At 72.9% G+C, this 14291-nt stretch carries 11 protein-coding genes; 6 read left to right on the top strand and 5 right to left on the bottom strand.

Annotated elements, in window-relative coordinates:
- The first annotated feature begins 35 nt into the window (after positions 1–35).
- Together ACSMX9_RS04750 and pgi are read left to right on the top strand one after the other, a co-directional pair.
- Complete coding sequence (locus ACSMX9_RS04750) at positions 36–1307, top strand: MFS transporter (protein ID WP_445402890.1); 1272 nt, start codon at positions 36–38, stop codon at positions 1305–1307.
- 64 nt (positions 1308–1371) lie between these two features.
- On the top strand, positions 1372–3024 hold the full coding sequence (gene pgi / locus ACSMX9_RS04745; protein ID WP_445400207.1) for a glucose-6-phosphate isomerase: 1653 nt from the start codon (positions 1372–1374) through the stop codon (positions 3022–3024).
- Positions 3025–3098: 74 nt separating this feature from the next.
- Here the strand turns inward: pgi and pgl are convergent, their stop codons facing one another.
- From pgl to tkt, 5 genes are read right to left on the bottom strand one after another with little or no spacing between them, the layout of a single operon-like run.
- Positions 3099–3899, bottom strand: coding sequence for a 6-phosphogluconolactonase (gene pgl / locus ACSMX9_RS04740; RefSeq protein WP_445400205.1), 801 nt, complete (start codon positions 3897–3899; stop codon positions 3099–3101).
- On the bottom strand, positions 3896–4957 hold the full coding sequence (gene opcA / locus ACSMX9_RS04735) for a glucose-6-phosphate dehydrogenase assembly protein OpcA (RefSeq protein ID WP_445400203.1): 1062 nt from the start codon (positions 4955–4957) through the stop codon (positions 3896–3898). The genes pgl and opcA overlap by 4 nt, the downstream gene beginning before the upstream one ends.
- Entirely contained in the window at positions 4954–6486 is a 1533-nt protein-coding gene (zwf, locus tag ACSMX9_RS04730; protein WP_445400201.1) for a glucose-6-phosphate dehydrogenase, read from the bottom strand. The genes opcA and zwf overlap by 4 nt, the downstream gene beginning before the upstream one ends.
- A 5-nt stretch (positions 6487–6491) precedes the next feature.
- On the bottom strand, positions 6492–7610 hold the full coding sequence (gene tal, locus ACSMX9_RS04725) for a transaldolase (protein ID WP_351244341.1): 1119 nt from the start codon (positions 7608–7610) through the stop codon (positions 6492–6494).
- A 40-nt stretch (positions 7611–7650) separates the two neighbouring features.
- Entirely contained in the window at positions 7651–9738 is a 2088-nt protein-coding gene (gene tkt, locus ACSMX9_RS04720; protein WP_445400199.1) for a transketolase, read from the bottom strand.
- A 542-nt stretch (positions 9739–10280) separates the two neighbouring features.
- Between tkt and ACSMX9_RS04715 the strand changes: the two genes are divergently transcribed.
- The 4 genes from ACSMX9_RS04715 (at position 10281) to ACSMX9_RS04700 (ending at position 14287) form a co-directional block, all read left to right on the top strand.
- Positions 10281–11243, top strand: coding sequence for a heme o synthase (locus ACSMX9_RS04715; protein ID WP_445400197.1), 963 nt, complete (start codon positions 10281–10283; stop codon positions 11241–11243).
- A gap of 101 nt (positions 11244–11344) precedes the next feature.
- Entirely contained in the window at positions 11345–11701 is a 357-nt protein-coding gene (locus ACSMX9_RS04710; RefSeq protein ID WP_445400195.1) for a hypothetical protein, read from the top strand.
- Between the two features lie 145 nt (positions 11702–11846).
- The gene (locus tag ACSMX9_RS04705) at positions 11847–13184 is read left to right on the top strand and encodes a glutamine synthetase (RefSeq protein ID WP_445400193.1); all 1338 of its coding nucleotides are present in this window, start codon (positions 11847–11849) and stop codon (positions 13182–13184) included.
- Entirely contained in the window at positions 13184–14287 is a 1104-nt protein-coding gene (locus ACSMX9_RS04700) for an amidohydrolase family protein (RefSeq protein WP_445400191.1), read from the top strand. Before ACSMX9_RS04705 ends, ACSMX9_RS04700 begins: the two co-directional genes overlap by 1 nt.
- The last annotated feature ends 4 nt before the right edge of the window (positions 14288–14291 follow it).

Here is a 14291-nt window from a genome sequence, read left to right as displayed (position 1 = left end):
CAGTGATCGGTGGGCGACGACGGGGGGCCGGAGCGGTGGCCGTGACCAGCGGAGTGCGGGGGAGCACCGCCACGGCCGTGCGGTGGCGCGGCGGATTCGGACGGCTGTGGGCGGCGGCCGTGCTGTCCCGCTTCGGCGACGCCCTGCGCACCGCCGCGCTGCCCCTGCTCGCGGCGACCCTCACCGACGAACCCCTGCTGATCGCGACCGTCACGGCCAGCGGATACCTGCCGTGGCTGGTCTTCGGGCTCCTCGGCGGCGCCCTCGCCGACCGCCTCGACCAGCGGCGCGCCATGATCCACGTCGACCTGGTCCGCGCCCTGCTGGTCGGCGCGTTCGCGGTGGCCGTCGCCCTCGACCGGGCGTCGATCGGACTGCTGGTGGTGCTGGCCCTCGCCCTCACCACCCTCCAGACGCTCTTCGACAACGCCGCCACCGCCCTGTTGCCCGCGCTGGTCCCCGCGGATGCGCTGGCCAGCGCCAACGCCCGGCTGATGACGGGACAACAGATCGCCGGCGGGCTGATCGCCGTCCCGCTGGTCCCCCTCGTGCTGACCCTGGGCGCTGCCGCCCCCTACGCCGTGGACGCGCTCACCTATCTGCTGGCCGCGGCCCTGCTGACCGCCCTGCGCCCGGTCGACCCGCCCGACCGCCCGTCCCAGGCCCCGGGGGCGGGCCTGCGCACCGAGGTGGTCCGGGGAGTGCGGTCGCTGTGGCGGGACGGGGTGCTCCGGGCGCTGTGCACCGCCACCGCCCTCACCAACCTCGGGGTGGGCGCCCTGGTCGCCACCCTGATCGTCCTCGTTACCGACGGGCTGCACGCGGGGGAGGGGGAGTACGCCCTCGCCCTGACGGGGTACGCGGTCGGCAGCCTCGTCGCCGGATTCCTCGCCCGCCGCCTCGGCGACCGGCTCGGAGCCCTCCGGACGCTGCTGTGCTGCGCGGTCGGACAGGGCGGCGCCCTGGTCGCCGCCGGCGCGGCCCCCGGCATCGCCGTCCTGGTGGCCGCCCTGGTGGCGTTCGGCTTCCTGGGCCTGGTGTGGAACGTCCAGCAGACGACGGTGACCCAACTCCGCACGCCACCCGGGTCGCTCGGTCGGGTGAGCGCGGCGTTCCGCACCCTGAGCATCGGGGCCGGCGCGCTCGGCGCCCTGCTCGGCGGCGTCGCGGCCACCGGGTGGGGTCCGCGGGCGCCGGCCCACCTGGCCGCGGCGACCTTCGCCCTGGCCGCCCTCGTCCTGCTGTCCCGGGTCCGGGGCGGGGCCGGCAGCTGTGGGCGACCGTCGTCCGGGCCCCTGATCAACTAGGTTGGAGAGTGCCCGCGGCAAGGCACGGCAACAGGCGACGGCAGAGAGAAGGACGAAGTCCGAGATGAATGCAGAAGGCCGTACTCGGCTCCACCAGACGCCCGAGTGGACCGCCCTGGTCAAGCACCGGGAGGAACAGGACGCACTGCGGCTGCGCGACCTGTTCGCCGCCGACCCGGACCGCGCCACCCGCTACGCGCTCCAGGTCGGTGACCTCTACATCGACTACTCCAAGCACCTGGTCACCGACGACACCCTGCGCCTGCTGCGCCAACTGGCCGAGGCCGCCGGGGTGTACGCGCTGCGGGACGCCATGTTCCGCGGGGAGAAGATCAACACCACCGAGGACCGTGCGGTCCTGCACACCGCGCTGCGCGCGCCCGTCGACGCCGTCATCGAGGCGGACGGGCGCAACGTGGTGCCCGCGGTGCACCGGGTCCTCGACCGGATGGGCGCCTTCGCCGAACGGATCCGTTCCGGGGAGTGGACCGGCCACACCGGGGCCCGGATCAAGAACGTCGTCAACATCGGCATCGGCGGCTCCGACCTCGGTCCCGCCATGGCCTACGAGGTGCTGCGCTCGTACACGGACCGCTCGTTGACGTTCCGTTTCGTGTCGAACGTGGACGGCGCCGACCTGCACGAGGCGGTCCGCGACCTGGACGCCGCGGAGACCCTGTTCATCGTCGCCTCCAAGACCTTCACCACCATCGAGACCATCACCAACGCCACCGCCGCCCGCAGCTGGCTGCTCGACGGGCTGTCGGCCGGTCAGGAAGCGGTGGCACGGCACTTCGTGGCGCTGTCGACCAACGCCGAGAAGGTCGCCGACTTCGGCATCGACCCGGCGAACATGTTCGAGTTCTGGGACTGGGTCGGCGGGCGCTACTCCTACGACTCGGCCATCGGGCTGTCGTTGATGATCGCCATCGGGCCGGAGCGGTTCCGGGAGATGCTCGACGGCTTCCACATCGTGGACCGCCACTTCCGCAACGCCCCGCCCGAGCAGAACGTGCCGCTGCTGCTCGGGCTGCTCGGCATCTGGTACGGCAACTTCCACGACGCCCAGTCGCACGCGGTGCTGCCGTACTCGCACTACCTGTCCAAGTTCGCCGCCTACCTCCAGCAGCTGGACATGGAGTCCAACGGCAAGTACGTCGACCGCGACGGCGAACCCGTCGCCTGGCAGACCGGCCCGGTGGTGTGGGGGACCCCGGGCACCAACGGGCAGCACGCCTACTACCAGTTGCTCCACCAGGGCACCAAGCTGATCCCGGCCGACTTCATCGGCTTCGCCGAGCCGGTGGCCGACCTCGCCCCCGGCCTCGCCGCACAGCACGACCTGCTGATGGCCAACTTCTTCGCCCAGACCCAGGCCCTCGCCTTCGGCAAGACGGCGGAGGAGGTGCGCGCCGAAGGGGTCCCGGAGCACCTGGTCCCCCACAAGACGTTCCCCGGCGACCACCCGACGACCACCGTCCTCGCCAAGGAGCTGACGCCCTCGGTGCTCGGCCAGCTCATCGCCCTGTACGAACACAAGGTCTTCGTCCAGGGCGCGGTGTGGCACATCGACTCGTTCGACCAGTGGGGCGTGGAACTGGGCAAGGTGCTCGCCAAGCGGGTGGAGCCCGCCCTGACCGAGGGCGCCGAGGTCCCCGGCCTCGACGCCTCCAGCACGGCCCTGGTCGCCAAGTACCGGGAGCTGCGCGGCCGTTGACATGACGGTGCCGGGCACCCGAACCTCCGGGTGCCCGGCACGCGCGTCGATCGGACCGTACGGGGAGGGGGCCCCTACGGGGAGGCCGGCGGATACAGCTCCCGGGGCAGCCCGGAGGCGGCGGCCGCGTCCAGCAGCCACAGGGTCCGCGCCCGCCCCCGTGCCCCGGCGGCCGGGGCCTGCACCTCGCCCGCCCCGGACAGGGCGATGGCCACGGCCTCCGCCTTGTCCTCGCCCGCCGCGAGCAGCCACACCTCACGGGCGGCCCGGATGGCGGGCAGGGTCAGCGAGATCCGGGTGGGCGGCGGCTTCGGCGCTCCGTGCACTCCGACCACCGTCCGCTCCGTCTCCCGTACCCCCGGCAGCTCCGGGAAGAGCGAGGCCACGTGGGTGTCCGGGCCGACGCCCAGCATCAGCACGTCGAAGGTGGGCACGGGTCCGTGGTCCTCGGGGCCCGCGGCGGCGGCCAGTTCGGCGGCGTACGCGGCGGCGGCGGTGTCCGCCCCGTCGCCCTCCGGCCCGCCGGTCGCGTACGGCCCGTCGGAGGCCGGCATCGCGTGCACCCGTTCGGGGTCCAGCGGTACCGCGTCCAACAGGGCCGCCCGGGCCTGGGTGACGTTCCGCTCGGGGTCGCCCTCCGGGAGGAAGCGCTCGTCACCCCACCACAGGTCGATCCGCGACCAGTCCACGGCGTCCCGGGCCGGTGCGGCGCCCAGTGCGGCGAGCACCGCGTTGCCGTTGCGCCCGCCGGTGAGCACCACCGAGGCGGAGCCCCGGGCGGCCTGGGCGTCCACGATCTTCGTGATCAACCGGGCGGCGGCGGCCTGCGCCATCAGCTCCTTGTCCCGGTGGACCACCAGTTGCGGTGTGCTCACGTGCGCGCCTTCCGGGCCGCCGGCTTCCTCGCCGCCTTGGCCGGGGGCTTGGCCTCCCCGGCCGCGTCCGGTCCCTGCTCCTGCGACGGCTCCGGCGCGGGCTCCCGCCCGGCGGGGGCGTCACCGTTCGCGGTGTCCACCAACCGGCCCACCCCGAACCGCAGGACGGAGGCGTAGGTGTCGTCCGGGTCCAGCCGCCGCAACTCCTCCGCGATCAGCTCGGCGGTCTCCCGCCGCTTGAGCGCGACCGCACGGTCCGGCTGCCCGGCGATGGACAGCGTGGCCAACGAGCCGTCCGGGCGGTCCAGCCCGATCTGGCCGCAGTCGGTCTGGAGCCGCACCGCGGTCAGCCCGGGGCCGCTCGACACGGTCCGGGTCACCGGAGTTCCCAGCCGTTCCGCCAGCCACATGGCCAGCAGCTCCACACTGGGGTTGAACTCCTCGCCCTCGACCTCGGCGGCCGTGACCGTGCAGACGATCTGGTCCAGGGCCGCGGCCAGCATCGACCGCCACGGGGTGATCCGGGTCCAGGACAGGTCGGTGTCCCCGGGGGCGTAGCTGTCGGCCCGGGCCGACAGCTCCCCGACCGGGTGCTCGGCCGTGTAGGCGTCGGTGATCCGCCGTTGGGCGAGCGCGCCCAGCGGGTCGCGCGCCGGGTCGGAGGGCGCGTTGATCGGCCACCACACCACGACCGGCGCGTCCGGCAGCAGCAGCGGCAGCACCACCGACTGCGCGTGGTCCACGACCTCGCCGTACAGCCGCAGCACCACGGTCTCCCCGGTGCCGGCCTCGCCGCCCACCCGGACCTCGGCGTCCAGCCGGGAGGTGGTGCGGCCCCGTGGGGAGCGCGACACCCGGCGGATGACCACCACGGTGCGCGAGGGGTGTTCGCGCGAGGCCTCGCTGGCCGCCTTCAGCGCGTCGTAGGCGTTCTCCTCGTCGGTGACGATGACCAGGGTCAGCACCATGCCGACGGCCGGCGAGCCGATGGCGCGGCGGGCCTCGACCATCGCCTTGTTGATCCGGCTGGCCGTGGTGTCCGTAAGGTCGATGTTCATGGCCGGCGCCAGCTCCGTCCGTCTCGTGCGAGCATTTCGTCCGCCTCGGCGGGGCCCCACGTCCCGGACGCGTACTGCGCGGGCTTGCCGTGGCCGTCCCAGTAGCGCTCGATCGGGTCCAGGATCTTCCAGGACAGCTCGACCTCCTCCGTGCGGGGGAAGAGGTTGGAGTCGCCGAGCAGCACGTCCAGGATCAGTCGCTCGTACGCCTCCGGGCTGGACTCCGTGAAGGACTCGCCGTACGCGAAGTCCATGGACACGTCCCGGACCTCCATCGAGGTGCCCGGCACCTTGGAGCCGAAGCGCACGGTGACGCCCTCGTCCGGCTGGACCCGGATGACCAGGGCGTTCTGCCCCAGCTCCTCGGTCGCGGTGTGGTCGAAGGGGGAGTGCGGGGCGCGCTGGAAGACCACCGCGATCTCGGTCACCCGGCGGCCCAGCCGCTTGCCGGTGCGCAGGTAGAACGGGACCCCCGCCCAGCGGCGGTTGTCGATCTGGAGCTTCACGGCCGCGTAGGTGTCGGTCTTCGACCGGCCGTCGATGCCGTCCTCCTGGAGGTAGCCGATGACCTTCTCGCCGCCCTGCCAGCCCTCGGCGTACTGGGCACGGACCGTGTCGGCGCCCAGGTCGGCGGGGAGCTTCACGGCCCCGAGGACCTTGGTCTTCTCCGCGGCCAGCGCGTCCGCGTCGAAGGAGGCGGGCTCCTCCATGGCGGTCAGCGCGAGCAGTTGCAGCAGGTGGTTCTGGATGACGTCCCGGGCGGCGCCGATGCCGTCGTAGTAGCCGGCCCGGCCGCCGATGCCGATGTCCTCGGCCATGGTGATCTGCACGTGGTCGACGTAGGACCGGTTCCAGATCGGCTCGAACAGGGTGTTGGCGAAGCGGAGCGCCAGGATGTTCTGGACGGTCTCCTTGCCCAGGTAGTGGTCGATCCGGAACACCTGGTCCGGGGTGAACACCTCGTGGACGATCGCGTTGAGCTCCTGCGCGGACGCCAGGTCGTGCCCGAACGGCTTCTCGATGACCGCCCGGCGCCAGGAACCGTTCTCCTGGTCGGCCAGGCCGTGCTTCTTGAGCTGCTTCACGACCAGCGGGAAGAACTTCGGCGGGACCGACAGGTAGAAGGCGAAGTTGCCGCCGGTGCCCTGCGCCTGGTCCAGGTCGGTGATCGTGGCCCGCAGGTGCTCGAAGGCGTCGTCGTCGTCGAAGTCGCCCTGGACGAAGCGCATGCCCTGGATCAGCTGGTGCCACACCTCCTCCCGGAAGGGGGTGCGGGCGTGCTCCTTGACGGCGTCGTGGACCTCCTGTGCGAAGTCCTCGTTCTGCCACTCCCGGCGGGCGAAGCCCACCAGCGAGAAGCCCGGCGGCAACAGACCCCGGTTGGCGAGGTCGTAGACGGCGGGCATCAGCTTCTTACGGGACAAGTCGCCCGTGACGCCGAAGATGACCAGGCCCGACGGCCCCGCGATGCGCGGGAGCCGTCGGTCCGCGGCGTCACGAAGCGGATTGGCTCCGTGGACGGATGTCAAGGGTCTCAGCCTTCCGAGGGGGCGAGGCGCTTCAGCTCCGCCTCGGTCGATGCCAGCAGGTCGTTCCAGGCCGCCTCGAACTTCTCGACGCCCTCGTCCTCCAGCAGGTTCACCACGTCGTCGTACGAGATGCCGAGCGCCTCGACCGCGTCGAGGTCGGCCCGCGCCTGCTCGTACGTACCGGCGATGGTGTTGCCGGTGATGACCCCGTGGTCGGCGGTGGCCTCCAGGGTGGCCTCCGGCATGGTGTTCACGGTGCCCGGGGCGACCAGGTCGTCGACGTACAGGGTGTCCTTGTACGCCGGGTCCTTCACCCCGGTCGAGGCCCACAGCGGACGCTGCGGGTGGGCGCCGGCCTTGTCCAGCGCCAGCCAGCGGTCGGAGGAGACGACCTCCTCGTACGCCTGGTAGGCGAGCCGGGCGTTGGCGAGCCCCGCCTTGCCGCGGGCGGCGGCGGCCTCGGGGGTGCCGAGCCCGTCCAGCCGCTTGTCGATCTCGGTGTCCACCCGGGACACGAAGAAGGAGGCCACCGAGCGGATCTCGGACAGGTCCAGGCCGGCGGCCTTCGCCTTCTCCAGACCGGCCAGGTAGGCGTCCATCACGGCGCGGTAGCGCTCCAGCGAGAAGATCAGCGTGACGTTGACGCTGATGCCGAGGCCGATGACCTCGGTGATCGCCGGCAGGCCGGCCTTGGTCGCCGGAATCTTGATCAGCGTGTTCGGCCGGTCCACCAGCCAGGCCAACTGCTTGGCCTCGGCGACGGTCGCCCGGGTGTCGTGCGCCAGCCGCGGGTCCACCTCGATGGACACCCGGCCGTCCTGGCCGCCGGTCGAGTCGAACAGCGGACGCAGGACGTCCGCGGCGTCCCGGACGTCCGCCGTGGTGATCATGCGGACGGCCTCGTCGACCGTCAGCCTGCGGGCCGCGAGGTCGGCGAGCTGGGCCTCGTAGCCGTCGCCGCCGGAGATGGCCTTCTGGAAGATCGACGGGTTGGTGGTGACGCCGACGACGTGCTGCTGGTCGATCAGTTCGGCGAGGTTGCCGGACGTGATGCGCTTGCGCGACAGGTCGTCCAGCCAGATCGCCACGCCTTCGTCGGAGAGGCGCTTGAGTGCGTCGGTCATGGGAAAAGCAACTCCTACGTGATCTCTGCGTCTACTGGCGTCAGCGCTGAACGGCGGCCAGGGATTCCCGGGCGGCGGCCTCGACCGCCTCCGCGGTGATGCCGAACTCGCGGAACAGGACCTTGCCGTCCGCCGAGGCACCGAAGTGCTCCAGCGACACGATGCGGCCCGCGTCCCCGACGTAGCGGTGCCAGGTCAGCCCGATGCCCGCCTCGACGGCGACCCGCGCCCGCACCGACGGCGGCAGCACCGCGTCCTTGTACTCCTGCGGCTGCTCCTCGAACCACTCCACGGACGGCATCGACACCACCCGGGTCGGCACGCCGGACGCCTGGAGCCGCTCCCGGGCCTCCACCGCGAGGTGGACCTCGGAGCCGGTGGCGATCAGCACCGCCTCGGGGGCGCCGCCCTCCGCCTCGAACAGCACGTAGCCGCCCTTGGCCGCGTCCTCGTTCGGGGCGTACACCGGCACGCCCTGCCGGGTCAGCGCCAGCCCGTGCGGGGTGCCCTCGCCGAACACCTTGGTGTGCCGGCGCAGGATCTCGCGCCAGGCGATCGCCGTCTCGTTGGCGTCGGCCGGGCGGACCACGCTCAGCCCCGGGATCGCCCGCAGCGAGGCCAGGTGCTCGACCGGCTGGTGGGTCGGGCCGTCCTCGCCGAGGCCGATGGAGTCGTGCGTCCACACGTACGTCACCGGCAGGTGCATCAGGGCCGAGAGCCGCACCGCGTTGCGCATGTAGTCGGAGAACACCAGGAAGGTGCCGCCGTAGATGCGGGTGTTGCCGTGCAGGGCGATGCCGTTCATCTCCGCGGCCATCGAGTGTTCGCGGATGCCGAAGTGGATGGTCCGCCCGTAGGGGTGGGCCTCCGGGAGGGGGTTGCCCTCGGGGAGGAACGACGAGTTCTTGTCGATGGTCGTGTTGTTGGACCCGGCCAGGTCGGCGGAACCGCCCCACAGCTCCGGGATCACCGCGCCGAGTGCCTGGAGCACCTTGCCGGACGCGGCCCGGGTCGCCACGCTCTTGCCCGCCTCGAACACCGGGAGCTTGTCCTCCCAGCCCGCGGGGAGCTCGTTGGCCGCGATCCGGTCGAACTCGGCGGCGCGCTCCGGGTGGGCGGTGCGCCAGGCAGCGAAGCCCTTCTCCCACTCGCCGCGGGCCTCCCGGCCCCGGTCCAGCGCGGCCCGGGTGTGGGCGATGACCTCGTCGGCGACCTCGAAGCTCTGCTCCGGGTCGAAGCCGAGGACCCGCTTGGTGGCCGCGACCTCCTCCTCGCCGAGCGCCGAGCCGTGGGCGGCCTCGGTGTTCTGGGCGTTGGGCGCGGGCCAGGCGATGATCGAACGCATCGCGATGAACGACGGGCGCTCGGTCTCCGCCTTGGCCGCCTCCAGCGCCGCGTACAGGGCCACCGGGTCGAGGTCGCCGTTGGCCTGCGGCTCGACGCGCTGCACGTGCCAGCCGTACGCCTCGTACCGCCCCGCGGTGTCCTCGGAGACCGCGGTCTCGGTGTCGCCCTCGATGGAGATGTGGTTGTCGTCCCACAGCAGCACCAGGTTGCCGAGCTTCTGGTGCCCGGCCAGGGAGGACGCCTCGGCGGAGATGCCCTCCTGGAGGCAGCCGTCACCGGCGATCACGAACACGTGGTGGTCGAAGGGGGAGGTGCCGGGGGCCGCCTCCGGGTCGAAGAGGCCGCGCTCGTAGCGGGCCGCCATCGCCATGCCCACCGCGTTGGCGACGCCCTGGCCCAGCGGACCGGTGGTGGTCTCGACCCCGGCGGTGTGCCCGTACTCCGGGTGGCCCGGGGTCTTGGAGCCCCAGGTGCGGAACGCCTTCAGGTCGTCCAGCTCCAGGCCGAACCCGGCCAGGTACAGCTGGGTGTAGAGGGTCAGCGACGAGTGCCCGGCGGAGAGCACGAACCGGTCGCGGCCGGTCCACTGCGGGTCGGCGGGGTCGTGCCGCATCACCTTCTGGAAGAGGGTGTACGCGGCCGGCGCCAGGCTCATGGCGGTACCGGGATGGCCGTTGCCGACCTTCTGTACGGCATCGGCGGCAAGGACACGGGCGGTGTCCACGGCACGCTGGTCCAGTTCGGTCCAGTCGAGGTCGGTCGTGGTCGGCTTGGTGCTCACCCTGGGTCAGGGCTCCTCTCGGTGTCCTCGGAAAGCTCGGAAAACGGGGTTGTCGGGTATCGGGCGCAGCCCGCGGCGGTGCGGGCCGGGACGTCCGCGGTGCACGACACGTCGCCGAAACCGGTGCGTCCGAGCACCCACCGGTCGCTGCCGAGCCTACCGCCGTCGCCACGTGCGATTTTTCGCTTAACTACCAGACTGCCGGGGCCCGCTTCCGTTCGCCTCTCGGGGCCCTCCCGCGCATTCCGCTGAGCGGACGCCGTGCACCGCTGGCCGCACCCGCCCGGGTCGCCCTCCGGTCCGGCGCCCCTCCCTCCGGCACGCCCGAGCGCCCTGCGGGCGCGCCCCCGAACCGTGGCTCCCGGGGTCGCCCGAACGGCGGCCAGCCCGCCGTCGGCGGGGGAACCACGAGGTCGCGAAGGCGTCGGGGAGCCCGCTCCAACACGAGCGACCCCCGCGAAGGGCGAGGTAAGGCCAACGTCTACAGTGGCGTGGTACGCGCGAGCCGTTGCCGGGGACTGCCTAGCCGGAGGCTTGCTTTGATGTCTCTGTCAGGGGTGTGCGTGACGGCCGTTGAATCCCGTCCGGCGGGAATGCTGCGGACGAGCCGGGGACACCGGCCGCTGCGAGCCCGGGTCATGGCGTTCGTGGCGCTGACCAAGCCGCGGATCATCGAACTGCTGCTGATCACCACGATTCCCGTGATGTTCCTGGCACAGCAGGGCGTGCCCAGCCTCAGGCTCGTGCTGATGACGACGATCGGCGGTTACCTCTCCGCGGGCGGCGCCAACGCGCTGAACATGTACATCGACCGGGACATCGACGCGTTGATGGAGCGGACCGCCCGCCGGCCCCTGGTCACCGGGATGGTCTCGCCCCGCGAGGCGCTGGTCTTCGGCATCACCCTCGCCGTGGTCTCCACCCTGTGGTTCGGCCTCTTCGTCAACTGGCTCTCCGCGTGGCTGGCGCTGGGCGCCCTCCTCTTCTACGTGGTCGTCTACACGATGATCCTGAAGCGGCGCACCACCCAGAACATCGTCTGGGGCGGCATCGCGGGTTGCCTGCCGGTGCTGATCGGCTGGTCCTCCGTCACCAACTCGCTCTCCTGGGCCGCCGTCATCCTCTTCCTCGTCATCTTCTTCTGGACGCCGCCGCACTACTGGCCGCTGTCGATGAAGGTCAAGGAGGACTACGCCCGGGTCGGCGTCCCGATGCTGCCCGTGCTCGCCTCCAACAAGGTGGTCGCCCGGCAGATCGTCGCGTACAGCTGGGTGATGGTCGGGGTGTCGCTGCTGCTGACCCCGCTCGGCTACACCGGCTGGTTCTACACCGCGGTCGCCCTGGTCACCGGCGGTTGGTGGCTCTGGGAGGCGCACGGGCTGCTCGCCCGGGCGAAGAACGGCCTCACCGGCGCGAAGCTGAAGGAGATGCGCCTGTTCCACTGGTCCATCACCTACGTCTCGCTGCTGTTCGTGGCCGTCGCCGTGGACCCCTTCCTGCGCTGAGCTCCGGCACCGAGCGCCGCCGCCCCCGCCCGGGGTGGCGGCGCTCCGTCGTGTCCCGGCACGGGGTTCCCCGCCTTCCTACTCGCCGGTAGGCTCCGGTCATGGAGAACGCACAGCCCGCCCCGACCGCGGGCAGCAGCGAACCGACGGCCCGGGTACGGCGCCGGGTGAACCGACTGGCCCGGGAGATCGGCGCCTTCGGCAAGGCCCACGGCGGGACCGAAGGCCACGTCGCCCACCTGGGCCGCAAGGGCGCCCGCATCGTCCTCGTCGGCAGCGACGGGGCCTGGGGGGACCTGGTGGCCCCGTCCCCCGAGGTGGCGCAGGCGGCCGTGGACCGGGCCGGGATCACCGTGCACGCGACCTTCGACGGCGCCTTCGCGGCCCGGGTCCGCACCGGCCCCTACGAGTGGTCCCGGATGGCCGGGAGCCAACTCGGCGGCTTCGCCCGCCGCTGACCGCGCACCACCGTGCGCCGTCCGTCCGCTCCCGAAGGCACACCCCCTGCGCGTCCGGCCCGTTATCCCAGGGAAGGTGTCGGACCACCGGGCGGACCGGATGCTCCGGGGAACCGGCACATCCGCCGAGACGAAGGAGCGGGTCATGGGTGCCAGGGACGGCAGCGACGGGCGGGACGCACGGGGGGAGTGGCGGATCAGAGCGGCCGAACTCGCCGACCGGGGCGTCCGGAACATCGCCCTGACCACGGTGGACAACGCCGGGATCTGCCGCGCCAAGACGTTCCCCCTGGCCCGGCTCGCCGAGGTCGCCGAACGGGGCGTGGGCCTCTCGCCCTGCTTCGACGTCTACACCTCGGCCGACCGGATGGTCAGCTCCCCCCACCTCGGCGGCCCCGACGGTGACCTGCGGCTCTTCCCCGATCCGGAGCGGATCGTCCCGCTGGCCGCCCAGCCCGGCTGGGCCTGGTCGCCGGCGGACCGCCACGAACAGGACGGCCGCCGCTACGCCGGCGACCAGCGCGACTTCGCCCGCCGGGCCGCAGCCCGGGCCGCCGGGCTCGGCCTGCGGTTCACCATGGGCTTCGAGACCGAGTGGATCCTGCGCCGTCCGGACGGCAGCAGCCCCACCACCGGGCCCGCCTACGGCATGACCCGCATCGTGGAACTCGCCGACTACGGCCGGGACCTGCTCCAGGCCCTCGCCGAACAGGGCCTGCGGGTGCTCCAGTTCCACCCGGAGTACGCACCCGGGCAGTTCGAGGTGTCCACCGCACCCGCCGACGGGCCGGTCGCCGCGGCCGACGACCTCGTCCTGGTCCGCGAGACCGTCCGCGCGGTCAGCGCCCGGCACGGGTTGCGGGCCTCGTTCGCCCCGGCGTTCCACGCGGCGGAGGTCGGCAACGGCTGCCACCTCCACCTCGGTCTGCACCGCGAGGGCACCGACCTGCACCGCGACCCCACCGCCCGCCACGGGCTCGCCCCGCAGGCGGCGGCGTTCCTCGCCGGCGTACTGGACCGGCTGCCCGCACTGCTCGCCCTCGGCGCCCCCTCCCCGGCCAGCTACCTGCGGCTGCAACCGTCCCGCTGGGCCGGTGCCCACCGCTGCTGGGGCGTGGAGAACCGGGAGGCCGCGCTGCGCCTGGTGCCGGGGGAGGGCCACGCCGAACTCAAGTGCTTCGACGCCGCCGCCAACCCCTACCTCCTGGTGGGCGCCGTCATCACGGCCGGACTCGCGGGCATCGCCGAGGGCGCCCAACTGCCCGACCCGGTCACCGGGGACCCCGTCGCCCGCCCGGACGTGCCACGGCTGCCCACCTCGCTCGACGAGACCGTCGAGCACTTCGCCGCCGCCGGGGAACTGCGCGAGGCCATGGGGGAGGTGCTGTACGGGGCGGTGCTCGCGGTGCGGCGGGCCGAGGCGGAGGACTTCGCGGGCAGCGAGCCCGAACGCATCGCCGCCGAGACCCGTTGGCGGTACTGATGTTCGACCTGCCGCCCCTGGTGGACCACCACTGCCACGGCGTCCTCCGCGAGGACCCGGGCGCCGAGGGGTTCGCCTCGTACCTCACCGAGTCGCACGCCCCGGCCGCCCCCGGCACCAGCTTCTTCGACAGCCAGGTCGGCTTCGCCGTCCGCCGCTGGTGCCCGCCGCTGTTGGGCCTCGACCCGCACACCTCCCCCAGCCGCTACCTGAACCGCCGCCGCGAGCTGGGCCCCGAGGAGGTCGCCCGCCGACTGCTGGGTGCCACCGGCATCGGCACCTTCCTGGTCGACACCGGACTCCCGGGCGCGCTCACCACGCCCGGCGAGCTCTCCCGCGCCGCGGGCAGCCGGGCCCTGGAGGTCGTCCGCCTCGAAGCCCTCGCCGAGCGGGTGGCCGACACCGCCGCGGACGCCGTCTCGTTCCTCGACGCCCTCGACGCGGCGGTGCGCGGCGCTGCCCCGCACGCCGTCGCCTTCAAATCCGTCGCCGCCTACCGGCACGGTCTGGCCCTCGCCCCCGAACCGCCCGCCCCGGACGAGGTGCGGTCGGCGGCCGCCGCCTGGCTCGCCGGAAGGAGCCCCGGGGAACGCCTCACCCATCCGGTGCTCCTGCGCCACCTGCTGTGGAGCGCGGTCGGGACCGAACTGCCGCTCCAACTGCACACCGGCTTCGGCGACCCCGACCTCCGGCTCGACCGGGCCGACCCGCTGCTGCTCACCGACTTCGTCCGGGCGACCGCCGGCCGAGGCTGCGACCTGGTGCTGCTGCACGGCTACCCCTTCCACCGGGGCGCCGGCTACCTGGCCGCGGTGTACCCGCACGTCTACGCGGACATGGGGCTGACCCTCGGTCACACCGGGGCCCGGGCCCGGGCCGTCCTCGCGGAGATGCTGGAGCTGACCCCCTTCGGCAAGCTGCTGTTCTCCACCGACGGATACGGGCTGCCCGAGCTGTACGTGGTGGGGGCGCGGCTGTTCCGCACCGCCGTGGAGCACGTGCTGGGGGAGTGGGTGCGCGACGGCTCATGGGCCTACCCGGACGCCCGCCGGGTGGCGTTGATGCTGGCCTCGGGCAACGCCCGCCGGGTATACGGACTCTGACCGG

The organism is Streptomyces sp. LE64, assembly GCF_052606915.1.
This window is presented reverse-complemented; position numbering and strand designations above follow the sequence as displayed.